This window comes from Pseudomonas sp. GX19020 (assembly GCF_023371075.1).
In the GTDB taxonomy this organism is placed as follows: Bacteria; Pseudomonadota; Alphaproteobacteria; order Rhodobacterales; family Rhodobacteraceae; genus Pseudogemmobacter.
In genome coordinates this window covers 769,470-787,350 of the sequence record NZ_JAMCCR010000001.1, presented here as the reverse complement: position 1 = coordinate 787,350, position 17,881 = coordinate 769,470, and the positions used below count along the sequence as shown (strand labels likewise).

Annotated in this window: 16 protein-coding genes, 1 tRNA gene and 1 pseudogene; 6 read left to right on the top strand and 12 right to left on the bottom strand. The window is 61.1% G+C overall.

Annotated features, from left to right (window positions below):
• Window positions 1-10: 10 nt before the first annotated feature.
• Window positions 11-1,234, bottom strand: a complete 1,224-nt coding sequence (locus M3484_RS03870; RefSeq protein ID WP_249495796.1) for an efflux RND transporter periplasmic adaptor subunit — start codon at window positions 1,232-1,234, stop codon at window positions 11-13.
• A 3-nt stretch (window positions 1,235-1,237) separates the two neighbouring features.
• Window positions 1,238-1,858, bottom strand: a complete 621-nt coding sequence (locus M3484_RS03865) for a TetR/AcrR family transcriptional regulator (RefSeq protein ID WP_249495795.1) — start codon at window positions 1,856-1,858, stop codon at window positions 1,238-1,240.
• 161 nt (window positions 1,859-2,019) lie between these two features.
• Between M3484_RS03865 and tgt the strand changes: the two genes are divergently transcribed.
• Window positions 2,020-3,168: a tRNA guanosine(34) transglycosylase Tgt gene (tgt, locus tag M3484_RS03860; protein ID WP_249495794.1), complete on the top strand. Its 1,149-nt coding sequence runs from the start codon at window positions 2,020-2,022 to the stop codon at window positions 3,166-3,168.
• Window positions 3,169-3,188: 20 nt separating this feature from the next.
• Here the strand turns inward: tgt and M3484_RS03855 are convergent, their stop codons facing one another.
• Window positions 3,189-4,151: a hypothetical protein gene (locus M3484_RS03855; protein WP_249495793.1), complete on the bottom strand. Its 963-nt coding sequence runs from the start codon at window positions 4,149-4,151 to the stop codon at window positions 3,189-3,191.
• 283 nt (window positions 4,152-4,434) lie between these two features.
• Here M3484_RS03855 and lon point away from each other — a divergent pair, with 283 nt between their 5' ends.
• From lon to M3484_RS03840, 3 genes are all read left to right on the top strand, one after another.
• Entirely contained in the window at window positions 4,435-6,840 is a 2,406-nt protein-coding gene (lon, locus tag M3484_RS03850; RefSeq protein WP_092901742.1) for an endopeptidase La, read from the top strand.
• A 138-nt stretch (window positions 6,841-6,978) separates the two neighbouring features.
• The gene (locus tag M3484_RS03845; protein ID WP_249495792.1) at window positions 6,979-7,383 is read left to right on the top strand and encodes an HU family DNA-binding protein; all 405 of its coding nucleotides are present in this window, start codon (window positions 6,979-6,981) and stop codon (window positions 7,381-7,383) included.
• A 12-nt stretch (window positions 7,384-7,395) separates the two neighbouring features.
• A tRNA-Val gene (locus M3484_RS03840) sits at window positions 7,396-7,470 on the top strand.
• Window positions 7,471-7,656: 186 nt separating this feature from the next.
• Here the strand turns inward: M3484_RS03840 and M3484_RS03835 are convergent.
• Window positions 7,657-7,851: a hypothetical protein gene (locus M3484_RS03835; protein ID WP_249495791.1), complete on the bottom strand. Its 195-nt coding sequence runs from the start codon at window positions 7,849-7,851 to the stop codon at window positions 7,657-7,659.
• 286 nt (window positions 7,852-8,137) lie between these two features.
• Between M3484_RS03835 and M3484_RS03830 the strand changes: the two genes are divergently transcribed.
• Both M3484_RS03830 and M3484_RS03825 read left to right on the top strand, forming a co-directional pair.
• Window positions 8,138-8,416, top strand: a complete 279-nt coding sequence (locus M3484_RS03830; protein ID WP_249495790.1) for a hypothetical protein — start codon at window positions 8,138-8,140, stop codon at window positions 8,414-8,416.
• Between the two features lie 127 nt (window positions 8,417-8,543).
• A pseudogene (locus M3484_RS03825) lies at window positions 8,544-9,038 on the top strand (DDE-type integrase/transposase/recombinase); the annotation flags it as partial.
• Window positions 9,039-9,415: 377 nt separating this feature from the next.
• Here M3484_RS03825 and M3484_RS03820 read toward each other — a convergent pair.
• The 8 genes from M3484_RS03820 to M3484_RS03785 all read right to left on the bottom strand — a co-directional run bounded on the left by M3484_RS03820 (window position 9,416) and on the right by M3484_RS03785 (window position 17,645).
• A complete protein-coding gene (locus M3484_RS03820) occupies window positions 9,416-10,747 on the bottom strand; it encodes a DUF8689 domain-containing protein (RefSeq protein ID WP_249495789.1) in 1,332 nt (443 codons plus the stop codon).
• Between the two features lie 120 nt (window positions 10,748-10,867).
• On the bottom strand, window positions 10,868-11,365 hold the full coding sequence (locus tag M3484_RS03815) for a prepilin peptidase (RefSeq protein WP_092898067.1): 498 nt from the start codon (window positions 11,363-11,365) through the stop codon (window positions 10,868-10,870).
• Between the two features lie 3 nt (window positions 11,366-11,368).
• Window positions 11,369-12,226: a tetratricopeptide repeat protein gene (locus M3484_RS03810; protein ID WP_092898065.1), complete on the bottom strand. Its 858-nt coding sequence runs from the start codon at window positions 12,224-12,226 to the stop codon at window positions 11,369-11,371.
• A gap of 61 nt (window positions 12,227-12,287) precedes the next feature.
• The gene (locus M3484_RS03805; RefSeq protein WP_092898063.1) at window positions 12,288-12,848 is read right to left on the bottom strand and encodes a tetratricopeptide repeat protein; all 561 of its coding nucleotides are present in this window, start codon (window positions 12,846-12,848) and stop codon (window positions 12,288-12,290) included.
• A gap of 22 nt (window positions 12,849-12,870) precedes the next feature.
• Complete coding sequence (locus tag M3484_RS03800; protein ID WP_092898061.1) at window positions 12,871-13,854, bottom strand: type II secretion system F family protein; 984 nt, start codon at window positions 13,852-13,854, stop codon at window positions 12,871-12,873.
• Between the two features lie 9 nt (window positions 13,855-13,863).
• The gene (locus M3484_RS03795) at window positions 13,864-14,832 is read right to left on the bottom strand and encodes a type II secretion system F family protein (RefSeq protein ID WP_092898059.1); all 969 of its coding nucleotides are present in this window, start codon (window positions 14,830-14,832) and stop codon (window positions 13,864-13,866) included.
• Window positions 14,833-14,841: 9 nt separating this feature from the next.
• The gene (locus M3484_RS03790; protein ID WP_092898057.1) at window positions 14,842-16,290 is read right to left on the bottom strand and encodes a TadA family conjugal transfer-associated ATPase; all 1,449 of its coding nucleotides are present in this window, start codon (window positions 16,288-16,290) and stop codon (window positions 14,842-14,844) included.
• Between the two features lie 23 nt (window positions 16,291-16,313).
• Window positions 16,314-17,645: a CpaE/TadZ family protein gene (locus tag M3484_RS03785; protein ID WP_249495788.1), complete on the bottom strand. Its 1,332-nt coding sequence runs from the start codon at window positions 17,643-17,645 to the stop codon at window positions 16,314-16,316.
• Window positions 17,646-17,881: the final 236 nt, after the last annotated feature.

The window sequence follows — 17,881 nt, the reverse complement described above, 5'->3', positions numbered from 1 at the left end:
CAGATAGTCCTCACTGCACCGGGTTCGGGCTGGCCGGGTCCCGGGGAGCCGGATTTTTGGGCGCCGGCGCTGCGGCGGGTGATGCTCCCGTGACCGGATTGACCTTCTCGCCAGGGCGGATGAAGGCGCCGGCGCGGGTGACGACCAGATCACCGGGCTGCAGATCGCCCGCCGCAAGCCCCGCAAACCCCTGATCGCGGATCATCACAACCACCGGGATCTCTTCGACGATCCCGCCCCGTATCCGCAGGAGCATCTCGCCGCCCTCTTTGCTGCTGATCGCCGAAAGCGGCACGGCGGGCAGGTGATCCTGCGCCAGCGTTATCGTCGCTTCGGCAAACATGCCGGTCCTCAGAGAGGGCTCGGGCGGCAGGCTGATCCGCGCGCGGCCCTGACGGGTGGTGGTGTCGATGGCGGGTTCGATCAGGCGCATCGTGCCGCCGGGCATGTCGGCGAGGCCGGCGGCGCGGAGGTGCACAGCCTGGCCGGCGCGCAAGGCGGGCAGCGCGGCCTCTGGCACATCGGCGCGCAATTCCAGAGCGCCGTCTTTTTCCAGAACGAACATCGGCATCCCTTGCGCCGAGGCGACCGCGCCGATGGTGGCATTCCTTGCGGTGATGCGCCCGCCATAGGGGGCCTTTACCTCGGTCCGGGTCAGCATGAGATCGACATTGGCAAGCTGCGCTGCCGCAAGATCGGCCTGCGCCTTTGCGGCCGCCAGGGTCTCATGCGCCAGATCAACCCGCGCTTCGGCCGCCTGGAGCGCCGCCGAAGCGCTGTCGGAGGCCGCTGAAGTCGCGGTGCCCTGTGCCTCGAGCCTGGCAGTGCGTTCGGACACGCGTTTTGCCTCGTCCCGCGCGGCGCGGGCCTCGATCTGCTGCGCCTCGGACTGGGCAATCGCCGCCTTTGCTTGGGCCAGACCCGCTAGGCTTTGTGCGCGCTGGAGGTCGAGAGACGATGAAGACAGCACCGCCAGAACCGCGCCGGTTTCGACATAGTCGCCGATATCGGCGCGCAGTTCCTCGATGGGCTGCCCCTCGATCAATGGCTGCACCTGGACCTCTTCGACCGCAGCGATCAGCCCGGTGACGATCAGGCGCTGGGTCAGATCCTGCATCGTGACCGGGGTGACATGGATCGCCGGCAGGGCAATCCCGGGCGCTGGCTGGTCTTCGGCCAGAAGCGGGAAAGCGGGCAGGGCGGCAAGGGCGGCAATCGCAAGAAGCTGGCGCATCGGTCAACCGTGAGCAGGAGCGAGAGGGATATCGTCAAGGATCTGGTCAATGCTGCGCCGGATCAGCTGGGACAGCATCGGGTCGGGGCTCAGGTCAGAGCGCTGGCCATAGCCGCGCAGCACCAGGACCACAAAGCGGGCCTGCGAGCTGAAACGCGCGCGGCAGGTCTCGGGAGAAAGCCCGGAGACGGCAGCGAAAACCTCAAGCAGCATGTCGCAGACGGTTTCTTCCATCCGCTGGCAGGTCGTCGAGATCTCGGATTGCCGGAGCGCACTTGCCGATATCTCAGCCGCCAGCCGGCAGTCATCGGGGCCGGTCTCTTCGAGATGCTGCGCGATGCCGGCGCGCAGCGCCGCCATCTTGTCGGGCGCCGCCAATACGGCCTGGAACTGCACGCGCACCTCATCGACATCCTGGGCGACCAGCGCTTCGACGATCGCGGTTTTCGACGGGAAGTAGCGGTAGAAGTTACCGACGCTCATTCCGGCAGCGCGGGCGAGGTCATTCATCGAGGTGCCGTCAAACCCCTTCGCGGCAAAGGTGCTGCGGATCGCGGTGAGGATCCCGGCGGTACGGGGCTGGTTCGGGCTCTGACCCGGTGCGGTTACGGCAGGGGATTCCATCAGGAGCTTTCTTGCGGCACAGGAAGGGGCAGGGCGTGAATGAACGTTCATTCTCATAATGCGGACCGCAAGCGACTCTGCAAGTGCAAATCCTGCCGGACTGTGGCAGAAGCCGCCCATATGGGCCGGAGGCGGGCGAAAATCCGCAGGAGCGACCCAGGATGCGGCAGGAGATGGTGATGCAGGAGCGGTTCTCGTTCGAGGTGAAGGCGACAGATGGCGCGGCGCGGCTGGGGGTGATCCATACGCCCCGCGGCGATATCCGCACGCCTGCTTTCATGCCGGTCGGCACGGCGGCGACGGTCAAGGCGATGATGCCGGAGTCGGTTGCCGCGACCGGGGCGGATATCCTGCTCGGGAATACCTATCACCTGATGCTGCGCCCCGGGGCGGAGCGGATCGACCGCCTTGGCGGGTTGCATAAATTCATGAACTGGCAAAAGCCGATCCTCACCGATTCCGGCGGCTTCCAGGTCATGAGCCTCGCGGGGCTGAGGAAGCTGACCGAGGAGGGGGTGAAGTTCTCTTCCCATGTCGACGGCTCAAAACACATGCTCTCGCCCGAGCGCTCGATGGAGATCCAGAAGCTGCTGGGATCGGATATCGTGATGTGTTTCGACGAATGCCCGGCGCTGCCGGCGACCGAGGAAGAGGTCGCGAAATCGATGCGGCTTTCGATGCGCTGGGCACAGCGCTCGCGCGATGCCTTTGGCGACAGGCCTGGCCATGCGCTGTTCGGGATCATGCAGGGCGGCGTTACCCGCGATCTGCGAGAGGAATCCGCCAAAGCCCTGACAGAGATCGGCTTTGACGGCTATGCGGTCGGCGGCCTCGCCGTGGGCGAGGGGCAGGAGGCGATGTTTGGCGTTCTCGACTATGCGCCAGGCTTCCTGCCAGAGGACAAGCCGCGCTATCTGATGGGCGTCGGCAAGCCCGATGACATCGTCGGCGCGGTCGAGCGCGGCATCGATATGATGGACTGCGTGCTGCCGTCGCGGTCAGGGCGGACGGGCCAGGCCTGGACCCGGCGCGGTCAGGTGAATATCAAGAACGCCCGCCATCAGGACGATCCGCGCCCGCTGGACGAGGCTTGCACCTGCCCGGCCTGCCGCAACTATTCCCGCGCCTATCTGCACCATGTGCTGCGGTCGCAGGAGATCATTGCCTCGATGCTGCTGACCTGGCACAACCTGCACTACTATCAGGAACTGATGGCCGGCCTGCGTGACGCCGTCGGAGCAGGGCGACTGTCAGCTTTTGTCGCAGATTTCCATGCAAAACGGGCAGAGGGCGATATCGAGCCGCTCTGACCGGGTGCCAGCCACAGAATTCAGCGCGGCGGCATTTGTGGGGTGCCCGTGGCGAGCAGGGAACGGTCCGGGCGCCCGTTTGCCCGTGCGGCGTAGCCGTCATTCACCTCGCGGGCGATGCAGCTCAGCGCCATACCGAGGCGCAGCATCGGATATGCGCCGCGGACAGTTTCCTGCCAGGAGATCTTGCTGCCGCCACCTGGGTCGGGACTGAGCGTGAAAGACAATGTGCCGCCGAGCGCCGGGAAGGCTGCTTTCCCATCGGGATCCCAGAAGTTCATTTCCATGCTGATCTGCCGTCCGGGCATATAGTCATGGACGGTGACCAGATGCGGGGACTCGCCTTTTCTTTGAAGCATGAAATCGGCGCTGCTCCCCTCGGGGGCGGCACTGACGGTGCTTTCAGGGTAAAAATAGCGGTCCAGCTGTCCAGGCAGCGGGTAAAGCAGCTTCCACGCCTCATCGGGAGGTTCTGGTGAGGTGAAGCGACCCCGATATGGGCCTGCATTGCTGCGCATCCAGTCCGGGCAGGGGCCGATTGAAAAACGACAAACAAGGCAGAAACAGGCAAAAAGGATGCTCCATTCCGCCCAGCCTGCAACCTCGCCCCAATGGGTCAGGTCGCGCGGCTTCGGCAGATTTGGGCCGATCAGCGCCATCAGCGGTGGCATGATCCGTTCCAGGACCGAGACGATCAGCGCTGTCAGGGCGAGGGAGATGAGCAGGACCTCGATCACGTCGAGAAAGCGCGGCGTGAAAGCCGCAAGAAGCGCAGTGCACAGGGCGATAAAGCCAAAACTGAGGACGGCGATGGCGATGAGCCCCTCTGGCGTTTGCAATCTCTCGACCATGCCCGCGTCGAACTGGTCCATCGCATAAAGGGCATAGCAAAGCGTCAGGGTCAGCAAGGTGCCACCGAAGAGCATGCGCTTATACTGGTGAATGATCCGCCTGAGCATGACCCGGGTCCTGGTTGGTGTCACCTTTTTGTTATCCTGCTTCCGGGCGATGATGTGGCGCGAACAGGGAAAAAATGTCCCGGCCCGGGCTTTGGTGGGGATGGAGTTCCGGGTCACTTGGCTATTTCGGATGCCAACCCCTCTTGCAGAGCCATGCCCGCACGCTATTCTGCCTTGCTGACCCCGCGAGAGGGGGGGAGACTTGAATTCATACTGTGGTCAACACAGATTAACAGGCGATCCGATGGAGATGGCGATGGCTGCCGATACCCGGGGCCGCACTGTCTGCCGAAATGAAGGATGAATGATGAGCGATATCAGAACCTCCACTTACCCCGTCCTGCCGCTCCGCGACATCGTGGTCTTTCCCCATATGATCGTGCCGCTGTTTGTGGGCCGGGAAAAATCGGTGCGGGCGCTGGAAGAGGTGATGCAGGATGATCGCCAGATCCTCCTGTCCAGTCAGCTTGACCCGACCGTTGATGACCCCTCGCCCGAAGGGATCTACCGCACTGGCGTGCTTGCCAATGTGCTGCAACTTTTGAAACTGCCCGATGGCACCGTGAAGGTGCTGGTTGAGGGCAAGTCGCGGGTGAAAATCACCGACTTTATCGATAACCCGTCTTACTTCGAGGCGAGCGTCGAGCCGCTGTCGGAAGAGACCGGCGATCAGGAAGCGGTCAATGCCCTGCTGCGCGCCGTTGGCGAAGAGTTTGAACGCTACGCCAAGATCAAGAAGAACATCCCCGAAGAGGCGATGGCTGCTGTCTCCGACACGCGCGAACCGGCGCGGCTGGCGGATCTGGTGGCCGGTCATCTTGGGATTGATGTGGCGCAGAAACAGGATCTTCTTGAAACCCTGGTGATCTCCGAGCGGCTTGAGAAGGTTTACGGCCAGATGCAGGGCGAGCTTTCCGTCCTCCAGGTCGAGAAGAAGATCAAGACCCGCGTCAAGACCCAGATGGAGAAGACGCAGCGCGAGTATTATCTGAATGAGCAGATGAAGGCCATTCAGAAGGAACTCGGCGATGGCGAGGACGGCCAGAACGAGATTGCCGAACTGGAAGCGCGGATCGCAAAGACCCAGCTGTCCAAAGAAGCACGCGAAAAGGCCGATGCCGAGGTCAAGAAGCTGAAATCGATGTCGCCGATGTCGGCCGAGGCCACCGTTGTGCGCAACTATCTCGACTGGCTGCTGGGCGTTCCCTGGGGCGTGAAGTCGCGCACCAAGAAAGACCTGCCGGCCGCGCAGAAGGTGCTCGACAGCGATCATTACGGGCTGGAAAAGGTCAAAGAGCGGATCGTCGAATATCTCGCCGTTCAGGCGCGGGCGACGAAGCTCAAGGGCCCGATCCTCTGCCTCGTCGGCCCGCCCGGCGTGGGGAAAACCTCGCTTGGCCGTTCGGTCGCGAAAGCCACGGGTCGTGAATTCATCCGCATCTCGCTTGGCGGCGTGCGCGACGAATCCGAGATCCGCGGACATCGACGGACCTATATCGGCTCGATGCCCGGCAAGATCATCCAGGCGCTGAAAAAGGCCAAGACCACCAACCCGCTGATCCTGCTTGATGAAATCGACAAGATGGGCCAGGATTTCCGGGGCGATCCGGCATCGGCACTGCTGGAGGTTCTTGACCCGGAACAGAACGGCACCTTTGTGGACCACTATCTGGAGGTCGAGTATGACCTCTCGAACGTGATGTTCATCACCACGGCGAACTCCTACAACATGCCGGGGCCGCTGCTTGACCGGATGGAGATCATCCCGCTTTCGGGCTATACCGAAGACGAGAAACGCGAGATCGCGAAGCAATATCTGCTGCCGAAGCAGGTCAAGGCGAATGGCCTGAAGAAGGGCGAATTCGCTGTCCCGGACGAGACGCTGAACCATGTCATCCGCTATTATACGCGTGAGGCAGGGGTGCGGAATCTTGAGCGGGAAATCGCGAAACTGGCGCGGAAATCGGTGACCGAGATCCTGAAAGGTCAGTCGAAATCCGTTGATGTGACGCCCGCCAAGGCCGAGGAATATCTCGGCGTGCAGCGTTACCGCTACGGTCTGGCCGAGAAGGAAGATCAGGTCGGTGTGGTCACGGGGCTTGCCTGGACCTCTGTCGGCGGTGATCTGCTGCATATCGAGGCGCTGAAACTGCCCGGTAAGGGCCGTATGAAGACGACCGGCAAACTCGGCGATGTGATGAAGGAATCCATCGACGCGGCCTCCTCCTATGTGCGCTCGATCAGCCCGCAGCTCGGAATCAAGCCGCCGAAGTTTGACACGGTGGACATTCACGTTCACGTGCCGGATGGGGCGACGCCGAAAGATGGGCCTTCTGCAGGTCTCGCGATGGTGACGGCGATTGTCTCGGCGCTGACCGGTATTCCGGTCCGCAAGGACATTGCAATGACCGGTGAGGTTTCCTTGCGCGGCAATGCGATGCCGATCGGGGGCCTGAAAGAGAAACTGCTCGCGGCACTTCGGGGCGGCATCCGCACGGTGTTCATCCCTGAAGAGAACGAAAAGGATCTCGCCGAGATCCCTGCCAATGTGAAAGAGGGCCTGGAGATCGTGCCGGTGACCCATGTGCGTGAGGTTCTCGCCCGCGCCCTGACCCGTCAGCCCGAGCCGGTTGACTGGGATGAGGCTGCCGAAGAGGCTGCCGCTGCCGCCCGCGCAGCGGAAAGCCGCGACCGGGCTCAGGTCGCTCATTGATCACAGGCTGACAGCAAAGACGGCGCGGCAGGCCCCACCTGCCGCGCCGTTTTGTTTTGCGCTGCTGCAATTTCATTGGCAGGCCAAGGGGCGGATGGATAAGCTCGGTGCAGGTGAAACATATGCGGGAACTTGGCCATGCCAGCGCTTAAGACTGCGGTGAAACCGAAGGCGACCCCGGCCAGAAAGGCGCCGCCCGCCAAAGCGGCAGAAGCCCCGGCTGCGCCGGCGGACAAGGGTGGTGAAGAGGCCCGGGTGAAATCCGCGGGGCTGAAGCTCAGGGAGCTGCTGGTCCGTGTGGCGGAGCAGAGCGACGCTCCGAAAAAGACGCAGCGTGAAGTGTCCGAGGCTGTTCTGGCGGTGCTTGGAGCCGCGCTTGCGGCCGGAGAAGAGCTGAACCTGCCCGGTCTCGGCAGGCTCAAGGTGGTGAAATCATCGGATAAATCGGGCGCGACAGTTCTGACTGTAAAAGTGAAGAACGCCGGAGAAAAGAAAGAGGCAAGCGGGAAAGAGCCTCTTGCGGAGGACGGAGAGGATAGCTAAAAGCCCCTCACCGGGCGATTAGCTCAGCGGTAGAGCGCTTCGTTCACATCGAAGATGTCAGCGGTTCAAATCCGTTATCGCCCACCATGTTTCTGAAGGCGCTAAGGTAGGTTTAACAACCTCCTAGCGCCTTTTTCTTTGCCCGCTGACATCTTCGAAAATATCCTGAAGATGTCACGCGGTCACCGCGCGGTCACCAGATTTTGGGGCGGCTCCTCTGTCGCGGTCACCAACCTCTCCTCGACATTATGCTCGAATCGAGCCCAATACTCCTCACAGGCTGAGCACCAGATTCACCCGGACCACCGTCTCGCGGCCCTCACTGGCTGCCGCCAGCGCGGTCACAAAGTCGCGCAGGCTGCTGCCCGACTTCGATGCGGCATCGCCTTCGATCTGCCACTCGACAAGCTGCGGCATCGCCAAGGTCACAGTGGCCCAGGTTGCGCCTTCGATCTTGTTCTTCGTCATCTTCCCGGCTCCTGCTTTGCCTTGATTTATGGCGCAATATTAGCAGGTTGACGGGATGGCACACAAAATAGGGCTGAGCGGTTTGCCGGAAATATGTGGCAGTTCAGGGACAATAGCAGCGGCAGGGTACTACCCCCGGCAGTATCGGCCCGGAAAGCGCGTGCACCGCCTACACGCTCTGCACTTTATGAAAGACTTGTCTTCGCTGACGGCATAGTCATCGTGCATTGAGCGAAGGTATCACTGCAATCTCCGAGCGGGTGCCGTATTTTGCAGTGAGGTACCGATGGGCCATATTGAAAAGCTTCGCCACAGCTATCGTCCGGAAAAAGTTCGTGTGCTTTTTGTCGGAGAAAGCGCTCCGGCAGGCGGGTCGTTTTTCTACAAGGGGTATGGCGGTGTTTACTCCGAGTTTCGTCGGGTTCTAGCCGCAATACCCGGCGCTGACATCGACTTCCTTTCGGCGTTCAAAGCCAACGGAATGTTTCTTGATGACCTTATCCTGGAGCCGGTCCATTATCTCACGCCATCGGAAAGGCGCATGCACCGCGAGCGCTCGGCATAAGCGCCGGGTGAGGAAGTATGCGTCATTTTCGGCATCCTGTGTTCGGAGAACGTGGGTGCCGATGGCCATCGACGTGACCTTAGTGCAGGAGAATGCGCGCTATTTCATCTCGGTAGGAGTGTCACCCCTTACCGTCCCGGACGCGCCGAACCTTGTCTGGTCCATGGATTTTATGGCTGACAGGCTCGCCGATGGTCGCCAATTCCGGCTGCTGAACGTGCTGGACGACTTCAACCGCGAGGGCTTGGGCATCGAGGTCGACTTCTCGTTGCCTGCCGAGCGCGTGGTTCGGGCGCTGAACCAGATCATCGAGTGGCGCGGCAAGCCCATGGGCATCAGGGTCGACAACGGTCCCGAATACATCAGCACAACCTTAGCGATCTGGGCTGCGAAGCAGGGCATTGCCCTGACCCATATCCAGCCCGGCAAACCACAGTAAAGCGCTTACGTCGAGCGCTGCAACCGCACCGTCCGCCATGAATGGCTCGGCCTCTAAATCTTTGAAACCATCGCGGAGGCACAGAACATCGCAACCAACTGGCTGTGGACTTATAACAACGAGCGACCCAACATCGGCACCGGCGGAATAACACCCGCACAGAAACTGAAAATGGCTGCGTGAGTTCTACGGCCAGACCCCGTTAAAAAGGGGAGGATTACCCTTGCATGAGTGATGCAAGCACCCCCATTTGAAGCCACCTCCATATCCGGGCCGGTTCCATCCGCCCCGACAACCTGCCTGCAATCGCCCTGGCCCCGGCCCGCGTGGCGTTTCTGGGTCATGCCTCGGGCGGTTATGTCGTGGCCGAGGTTCGCGTAATGCTGCACCTCTGGGCCGTGGAGGATGGCTCCACGGTGGTGCAGGCAGTGGCCACTGCTGCCAGGCCGGCGCTGCTGGATGCGCCCCGGCCCGATGGTTTCGCTATTGATAACTGGCAGCGCCCCGAACTGGTCTGGATGCGTGCCCTTGCGCCAGAGAGCGCATGTCGTCCTTACGTTTCAATGCGCGAAATCGGCCTGTTCTACGAACATATTGCCCCAGGCGCGGTCGATCAGCTCGGGGCTCATCTGGTTCGGGATGCCTTCGAACTGACACATCGAGATCATCTGATCAATCAGGAAGGTCGGCTGATAATTCGCGAAATTCATGTCGATGGTCGGATATTTGACCTTCAGGAGATACATCAGCGCTTTTTCATCCAGCGGCATTTTCTTTTTGCGTGCAACCATCGCGAAGATCTTCAGGAACATCTCCTGGCTTGGACCATTGATGATGATCTTGAAGAAGATCCGGCGCAGGGCTGCGCCGTCGAAGATCTGGTTGGGGTGGAAGTTGGTCGAGAAGATCACCAGCGTGTCGAAGGGCACGGTGAATTTCTCGCCCGATTGCAATGCGAGGATATCGCGGTTTTCCTCCAGCGGCACGATCCAGCGGTTGACGATCTTTTGCGGCGGCTCGGCCTGGCGGCCAAGGTCATCGATGATGAAAATGCCGCCGGTCGCCTTGAGCTGCAACGGCGCCTGATAGGTGCGCGACACCGGGTTATACGCGAGGTCGAGCATATCGAGCGACAGCTCACCTCCGGTGATCACCGAAGGCCGCTCGCAATAGACATAGCGGTTGTCGAAACGGTTCGAGGTGCGGCGCAGGCTGTTCGGGTCGTCGACCGCGGCCTCGGCTGCGGCATGGACGATCGGGTCATAGACCGAGATCACCTGGCCGGAATATTCAATCGCACGCGGCACATAGACTTTGTCGCCAATCGCTTTGCGGATCCCGTGCGAGATCGATGACTTGCCATTGCCGGGGGGGCCATACATCAGGATCGAACGGCCCGAAGTCACGGCCGGGCCCAGATTGCCGATCAGGTCCGGGGGCAGGATCAGCCCGCCCATACCAGCCATCAGCTGGTCACGGTTGAGCGAGATATTGCGGATCGACTGGCGTTTGATCTGTTCGCCATATTGATCCAGCGGCACCGGCACCGCGCCATAATATTCCGACTGGGCGAGCGCATCCAGCGCGCGTGCCTTGCCGGCATCGGTCAGCTGATAGCCCATTTCATTGCCGGCATTGGCATGCATGGTGCCGGTCGCCTCCAAAAGGCGCTGACTGCGGGCGAGGTCGATCAGCTCCTGGGTCAGCGGTACCGGCAGCGAGATTGCCTGACTGATCTTCGAACAAAGATCAAGATTGGTGCGGAACATGGTCTTCAGCAGGATATCGCGCAGCATGACGATGCCTATGCCGGTATCGGCCAGCGAGCGCGGCGAAGGCGGTGCCTGGACGCCGGAGGTGACGCCATCTGGATTGGTCAGCTGCACATTCATCTTCCGCGTCCCTGTCTGTCTCTGTCCCACAGCCGGTCTGCGCCTTTGGCACTGCCGGAAAAGCAAAGGGCCGCCCCGGAGAGAGCGGCCCGTTATCGCTGCAGTTTGCAGGGAATAATGTCAGCCTTTGGGCAGGAAGGCGGCGAGAAGGTACAAAATCAGCATCAGCGCCAGCGCCAGCCCCATCGGGAATTTCTTCGAGGACCAGCTGACCCAGTCGGGCGAGGCCCGCCGGACTGCGGGGATCATCCGCGCGATGCGCTGGCCCAGAAGGGCGGCGATCGAGCAGCCCGCATAGAGCATCGCAATCAGCCAGGGGTCGCCGCCGGAAAACACGCCGGCCATCGCGGCGCCGAATTTGGCATCCCCGGCACCAAAAAGGCCGACCGCGTTGCCGAAAAAGCCGAAGACCAGCACGATTGCCATGATCGCCCAGCCCCAGAGCCAGGTGTGCAGCCCAAGCGCCGGCCAGCCGACAACGGCATAGGCCGCAATCATCGCCAGACAGGCATTGTTGCGGATCTTCATATATTTCAGGTCGGTATAAGAGACCCAGAGCGCAATCGGCAGGCAGAAGGGCAGGAACCACAGGGCCTGAGTGATGGTTGGTATTGTCATGGCTCAGTTGGTCACATTGTTGTCGAGGGCGGCCAGGCTGCGGGCGGCGGCTTCGAAATGTTGCGGATGGGTGTCGACAGCCTGCTGCAAGAGACCCTTGCCGACCGAGACATCGCCTTGTTTGATCGCGGCCAGCGCCATGGTGTAGAGCAGCTCGGCCCGTTCAGTCTGGGTCATATCGATCACCGGCAGGTCGTATTTGCGCTGTGCGGCGCGCGACATGACGAGGTTATTTTTGGCGGTGAACATCGTCGGATCATAGGTCAGCGCCTGCGAGAATAGCCGCTCGGCGCCGGCGAATTCCTTGCGGGTCAGTTTCGAGAAACCCCAGTTATTGTAGATGCCCGAGGGTTTCGTGGTCAGACCGGCCGCGATTTCATAGAAGCTGTCGGCCTTTTTCCAGTTCTTGTCGCTGTCGGCGACCATCGCCTCCAGCCGGTAGCGGTCAAAGGTCTCATGGGTCGGCGGAATGGTCGCGAGCGTCGCTTTGGCCCTGGCCCATTCATTGGAGCGGATCTGCGCGTCTGCCAGCATCACCTTGTCTTCGGGATTACTGCCTTCCATGGTGACGATCCGTTCCAGCACCTGGGCAGCTTCCATCGGCTTGCCGGCGCGCACCAGCGATTTGCTGAGCCCGCGCATCAGATCGATCCGGCCCGGATCCTTTTGCAGGGCGCCCTGGAAATAGGCCACAGCCTCTTTGGGATCGCTGACCGTGAGCATGATGTCGTTGAGGTTCGCTTCATCAATGACATTGACGTCTTTGAGCGCGCGCTGAACCTGCGCGTCGGAATTCTTCTGGCATCCGGCAAGAAAAACTGCGCCCCCGAGGCACAGTGTCACAAAAACCAGGTGGCGCATTTTGCGTCCTTTTATCTTTTACTGCCCAATTCAGGCCTGGTTCCAGCCTTCGCCCGACGCCTCAGAGCTCTGTCAGAAGGACATATTGCCCCTTCTCGCGGCGCACGAGCTGGAATTCGCCCTTTTCCTCACTGGCGTCATCATACACCCTGTTTTCGGTCCGGGCGATAGCGAGTTTCAGATTGTCGCGTATCGAGTCCGATTGGCCACTGTCCAGCGCATAGGCCTGCTGGAAGACAAGCCGCGCTTCGCCAAGCTTGCCGCGCTCCATCAGCACGACGCCAAGGTTGTTCAGGGCAGGGACAAAGGTCTCATCCTGTTTCAGCGCGTTTCGCAGCACCTGTTCGGCCTGGCCCAGCCGGCCAAGCGCCAGATTGGCCGATCCGATTGCGGAAAGCGTATCGACGCTGATCCCGTCTTCGGCGGCGGCACGGTAATAGGCTTTCAGCGCAAGCTCCGGCTCGCCCGCCGCCATCAGACGATGTCCGACAATCAACCCGTCAACCGCCGCGCCTTTTGGGTTCACCCCGAAAGGCGTATTTCGCGACGCACCAGGACCGCCCGTATTTCCACAGGCGGCCAGCAGGGTCGCGATCAGCACAACACTGACCGCAAATCTCAAACCAACACGCTCAATCCCGACCTCACTTGCCGCCCATTTGCCCCAGCATGGTCACGATACCCCAGACCGAAGGCCCGATCAGGATAATCAGCAGCGGCGGAACTGTGAACATCATAGTTCCCAGAGTGAGCTTCGTGGGCAGCATATTTGCTTTTTCTTCGGCCCGCATCACACGCTTGTCCCGCATATCGGCGGAATAGACACGCAGCGCCTCGGCGACCGGGGTACCGAAGGTCGCGGATTGCACCAGCGTGGTCACGAAGGAGGCGACATCGGGGATGCCGACCCTGTCCGACATATCGCGCAACACCTGTGTGCGTTCCTTGCCGGCCTTGACCTCCTGGGCGACCAGGTCGAATTCATCGGCAAGGGCAGGGTAGCCGGCGCGGCTTTCGCGGCCGACGCGGATGATCGACTGGTCAAGCGACTGGCCGGCCTCGACGCAGACCAGCATCATGTCCAGCGCATCGGGAAAGCCCTGGATGATCTCGGTCTGGCGCATGGCGACCCGCTTTTCGATCCAGTATACCGGCAGGTAATAGCCAATAACCCCGGGCAGCGCGCCATAGATCAGCAAACTGGTGGTCGAGGTCTCATCGGTCGAATTGATCAGCGCGAAAGCCACGCCCAGCACAAGGCCGCCAAGACCAAGCACCATTTTGGCGGCGTGGAACAGGCGCACCGCGCCCTTGTCGGGATAGCCCGCCCGCATCAGTTTCAGACGCAGTGCAGAGAGTTCTTCGGCCTTTTGCGGCTCCAGCAGATGGGCGTATTTCTCAAGCCGGTCGCCCGAGCTCATGCGGCGCAGGCGGTTTGATTTGCCAGCGTCGGCAGCCGCGCCCCGGATGCCCGCCTGGACGCCGAGTTCGGCGAAACGGTCGCGCTGTTTTTTCAACATCGTCGGCAGGGCGATCAGCACCAGCACGATCCCGAGCCCGGCGATTGCGATCAGCGGCCCCAGTGGCCCGAGCAGTCCCGTAAGCACAGAGTTGATGGATTGGAGCATGATCGTGCCTCAGACCTTGATGTTGACCATGATCTTCATGAAGATCACGTTGATGATGAGGAAGGCGCAGACCACGAGGGCGGCGGGAACGAAGACCGGGGTTTCCCTTACGCCGTCATAATAGTTCGGCTGGATCACGTTGATCATGATCAGCGCGAGGATCGGGAAGGCCGAGAGGAACATGCCCGACCATTTCGCCTCGGCGGTGATGGCGCGCACCTTGCGGAACAGCTTGAACCGCGCCCGCACCACTTTCGACAATCCGTCGAGGATCTCGGCAAGGTTGCCGCCCGATTGCTGCTGGATGGTCACCGCGACCGCAAGGAAGCGCAGATCCTGGCTGTCCATCCGTTCGGCAAAGTTCTTCAGGCTCTCGGATATATCCGCGCCATAAGCGGCTTCGTCAGCGATCACGCCGAATTCGGTGCCGAGCGGGTCGGGGACCTCTTTCGAGACGATGTTGATCGCCGCCGAGAACGGGTGACCGACGCGCAGAGACCGCACCATCAGGTCGATGGCATCCGGAAGCTGCTCTTCCATCAGGTTCATCCGTTTTTTGGCCTTGCCATTGACCCAGACATAGATGCCACCCACGCCCATCCCGATGGCGGCAAGGATCCGGACCCCGAATTCGGCGGAGGTGCCGATGGTCAGCAGCAGGAAGGCCACAACCCCAAGTGCCCCCATCAACCCGATCAGCTGCACCGGCGAAAAGGCGATATTCGCGCGCTGCGCCTTTTTGGCCAGGATCGAATAAAGCGGGATATTCTTCGAGTTCAGGTGCTGGTTCATCTCCTTGCGGAGCTGGGCGAGCACCTCTTCGCGGTTGCCGTTCTTCTCAAGCAGCGTCAGCCGGCGCGAGATGCGGCTGTTCAGCTTGATCGATTTGCCGAAGACCGTGAGGTAAATCCCCTCGACCAGTACAATGACGGCAACGAAGATCATGACATAGATGAGGGGCGCAATCGAAATGGTCATGGCCTGGCCTTACGCGATGGGTTCGTAGATGGAGGCGGGCAGATCAAAGCCCCAGGAGCGGAAGCGCTCGGAATGGGCCGAACGGATGCCGGTCGCGTTGAAACGGCCGATGATCTTGCCGGAAGGCTCGACGCCAAGGCGTTCGAAGCGGAAGATTTCCTGCATCGAGAGCACTTCGCCCTCCATGCCGGTGATCTCGGTGATCGAGGTCATACGACGCGAGCCGTCCTGCAGGCGCGAGGCCTGGACGATCACGTTCACCGCCGAGGCGATCTGGCTGCGCACGGCCTTCAGCGGCATCTCGATCCCGGCCATTGCGACCATGTTTTCGAGACGCGAGATGCCGTCACGCGGGTTATTGGCGTGGATCGTGGTCATGGATCCGTCATGGCCCGTATTCATGGCCTGCAGCATATCGATGACCTCTTCGCCGCGGGTTTCGCCCACGATGATCCGGTCAGGCCGCATCCTGAGCGCGTTGCGCAGACAGTCACGCTGCGTCACGGCGCCTTTGCCTTCGACGTTGGCGGGGCGGCTTTCCATCCGGCCGACATGGACCTGTTGCAGCTGAAGTTCCGCCGTATCCTCGATGGTCAGCACGCGTTCAGTATTGTCGATGAATGAGGACAGCGCGTTAAGCGTGGTGGTTTTCCCTGACCCCGTACCGCCCGACACAATGATGTTCAGCCGCGTCGACACGGCGGCCTGCAAATAGGCGGCCATTTCCTCGGTAAAGGCACCAAAGCGCACAAGGTCTTCGATCTTCAGCTTTTCTTTCTTGAATTTCCGGATGGAAACCAGAGATCCGTCCACCGCAACCGGCGGCACCATACAGTTGAAACGCGACCCATCCAGCAGACGGGCATCGCAATAGGGGTTCGATTCATCGACGCGCCGGCCCACGGCGGACACGATCTTGTCGATGATCCGCATCAGGTGGCGTTCATCGCGGAAGGTGATGTCAGACAGTTCCAGCTTGCCGCCGCGCTCGACGAAAACGCGGAAGGGGCCGTTCACGAGAATATCGTTGACGGTCTCGTCTTTCAGCAAAGGCTCCAGCGGACCAAGCCCCATGACCTCGTCATACAGCTCCTGCACCAGGATGGCGCGGTCACTGGCGTTCAGGGCTACGGAAAGCTCATCCAGCGCCTCCGAGGTCTGGGTCGAGATCTCTGATTTCAGGCTTTGCTCGGAGGCATGTTCCAGCGCCGAGAGGTTCAGGTTTTCCAGAAGCCGTTTATGGATCTCTAGCTTGAGCTCCATCATCCGGTGGCGGCGTTTGGCTTCCTTATCGACCTGTGCGACCTCGGCCGGCGAGGCTTTGCCGCCCATCATCGAGGTCGGGCGTGTTACCTTGACGGTGCCCGCAGCGGTGGCCGCAGCGGGCGCCCTGTCCACCGGAGCGGCAGGCGCAGCGGGCTTACCCTGGGCAGCATCTTTTTTGAAACGGCTGAACATGAAAGCGTGCCTTTGGGAAAGAATTACGACCGGGCGCTGGCCTGGGCCTTGTTGAGCTCGAACAGCGATTTCGCGAGCTTTTGCAGTTCCTTGCGCAGCGGGTTTTTGGCAGAGCTTTCGGACAGCGGCAGGCCGTGGTCATTGGCCTGCGTCACCGCAGCTCCGCCATCGGGAAGCTGAACCTCGATCTGGATATCAAGGCTTTCCGACATCCGCTTGACCCGCGCCTTAGCGGAAAGATCGGTAAATTTCGGCGCCTTGTTCAGCACATAGCGCAGCTTCTCATGCGGCAGCGCCTCGGCTTTCAGGGCGCGCACAAAGCGCAGGACATTCTGCGCCGAGCGCAGATCGAGATCGAGCAGCGCGAAATAGATATGGGCGCGCGACAGCACGGCTTCAGTCCAGGTCACAACCGTTTTCGGCATGTCGATCAGCACGAAATCGAAATTCGCCACGGCCATATCGATCAGCCGGCCGAGATCTTCGCCCGAGATGATATCAAGCGGCAGCATCTCGGCAGGTGCCGTAAAGACGCAAAGCCGCTCGTTGAAGGTCTGCATCGACTTGATCAGCAGATCGCTGTCGACCTGGCCAGGATCGGTGAGGATCTCGAAGATCGCATCCTTCCTGGGCAGGTCGAGATAGGTCGCGATAGACCCATACTGAAAATCGAGATCCATCAGGCAGACGCGCGGCGGGTTCAGCTTATCGGCATTGGCCAGCTCCCAGGCGAGGTTCGCCGCGAAGGTGGACGACCCGGAACCACCGGCCATGCCATGGATCGGAAGCACGAGGCCATGGCGATTGCCGCTGGCGCGGAAGGAAGGAGCGTTGCTCGCATCCTCCACCAGAACAAGCGCATTGGCGGTTGCGGCAGGGGGGGCGGCCTGTGCAGTCGCTGCCCGTTCAGCGGCGGCATTTGCTGTGGCGGCAGCTTTGGCGGTGGCGGCCGCGCGAACGCGGCTGATCGCATCATGAAGCGCGCCATCGGGAAGCGGGTAGGGAACAAAATCATCAGCGCCGAGACGCATCAGCTGATGCAATCCCGTCGGGCTGAGCTGGTTCGCGACGAGGATGACATGGGTCCCGGTGGCCCGCGCCGCCCGGATCACGCCGGAGATCAGCGAGAGATCCCCTTCGTCATCAGCATCCAGCGCGATCGCAATGAATTCCAGTTCGGACGCTTCAGGCTGGTCCAGAAAGACCAGTGCGTCATCGAAGCTCAGGTCGCCCCAGGCTTCGCCCATTTCCCGCTCCATCTCATCGATGAGCATCTCGAAGTTCTGCACATCGCGCGAAACAGTGCACGCCGCAATCGGTGCAGGATCTGGCTGGATTGTTGCCACGCTCGTCATCTCGCCTCACGTTGTTCTGCCCTGCGTCATCGGGAAATCGCGGGCCTGATTTTGGCCTGACGCAGAAAGCCCCAAAGACGCTGCGCGCGGAATTGGCCGCACACCGTTCTCATTGCAGCAATTTGCCTGGTGAGTTGGGCGAGATTGGGGCCGAAATAGCGTCAATCTTTGGTCATTCGCGGTCTGAAAAAACAAAAGGCCGGGCTAAAGCCCGGCCTTTGCAATCCTGAGTGGAA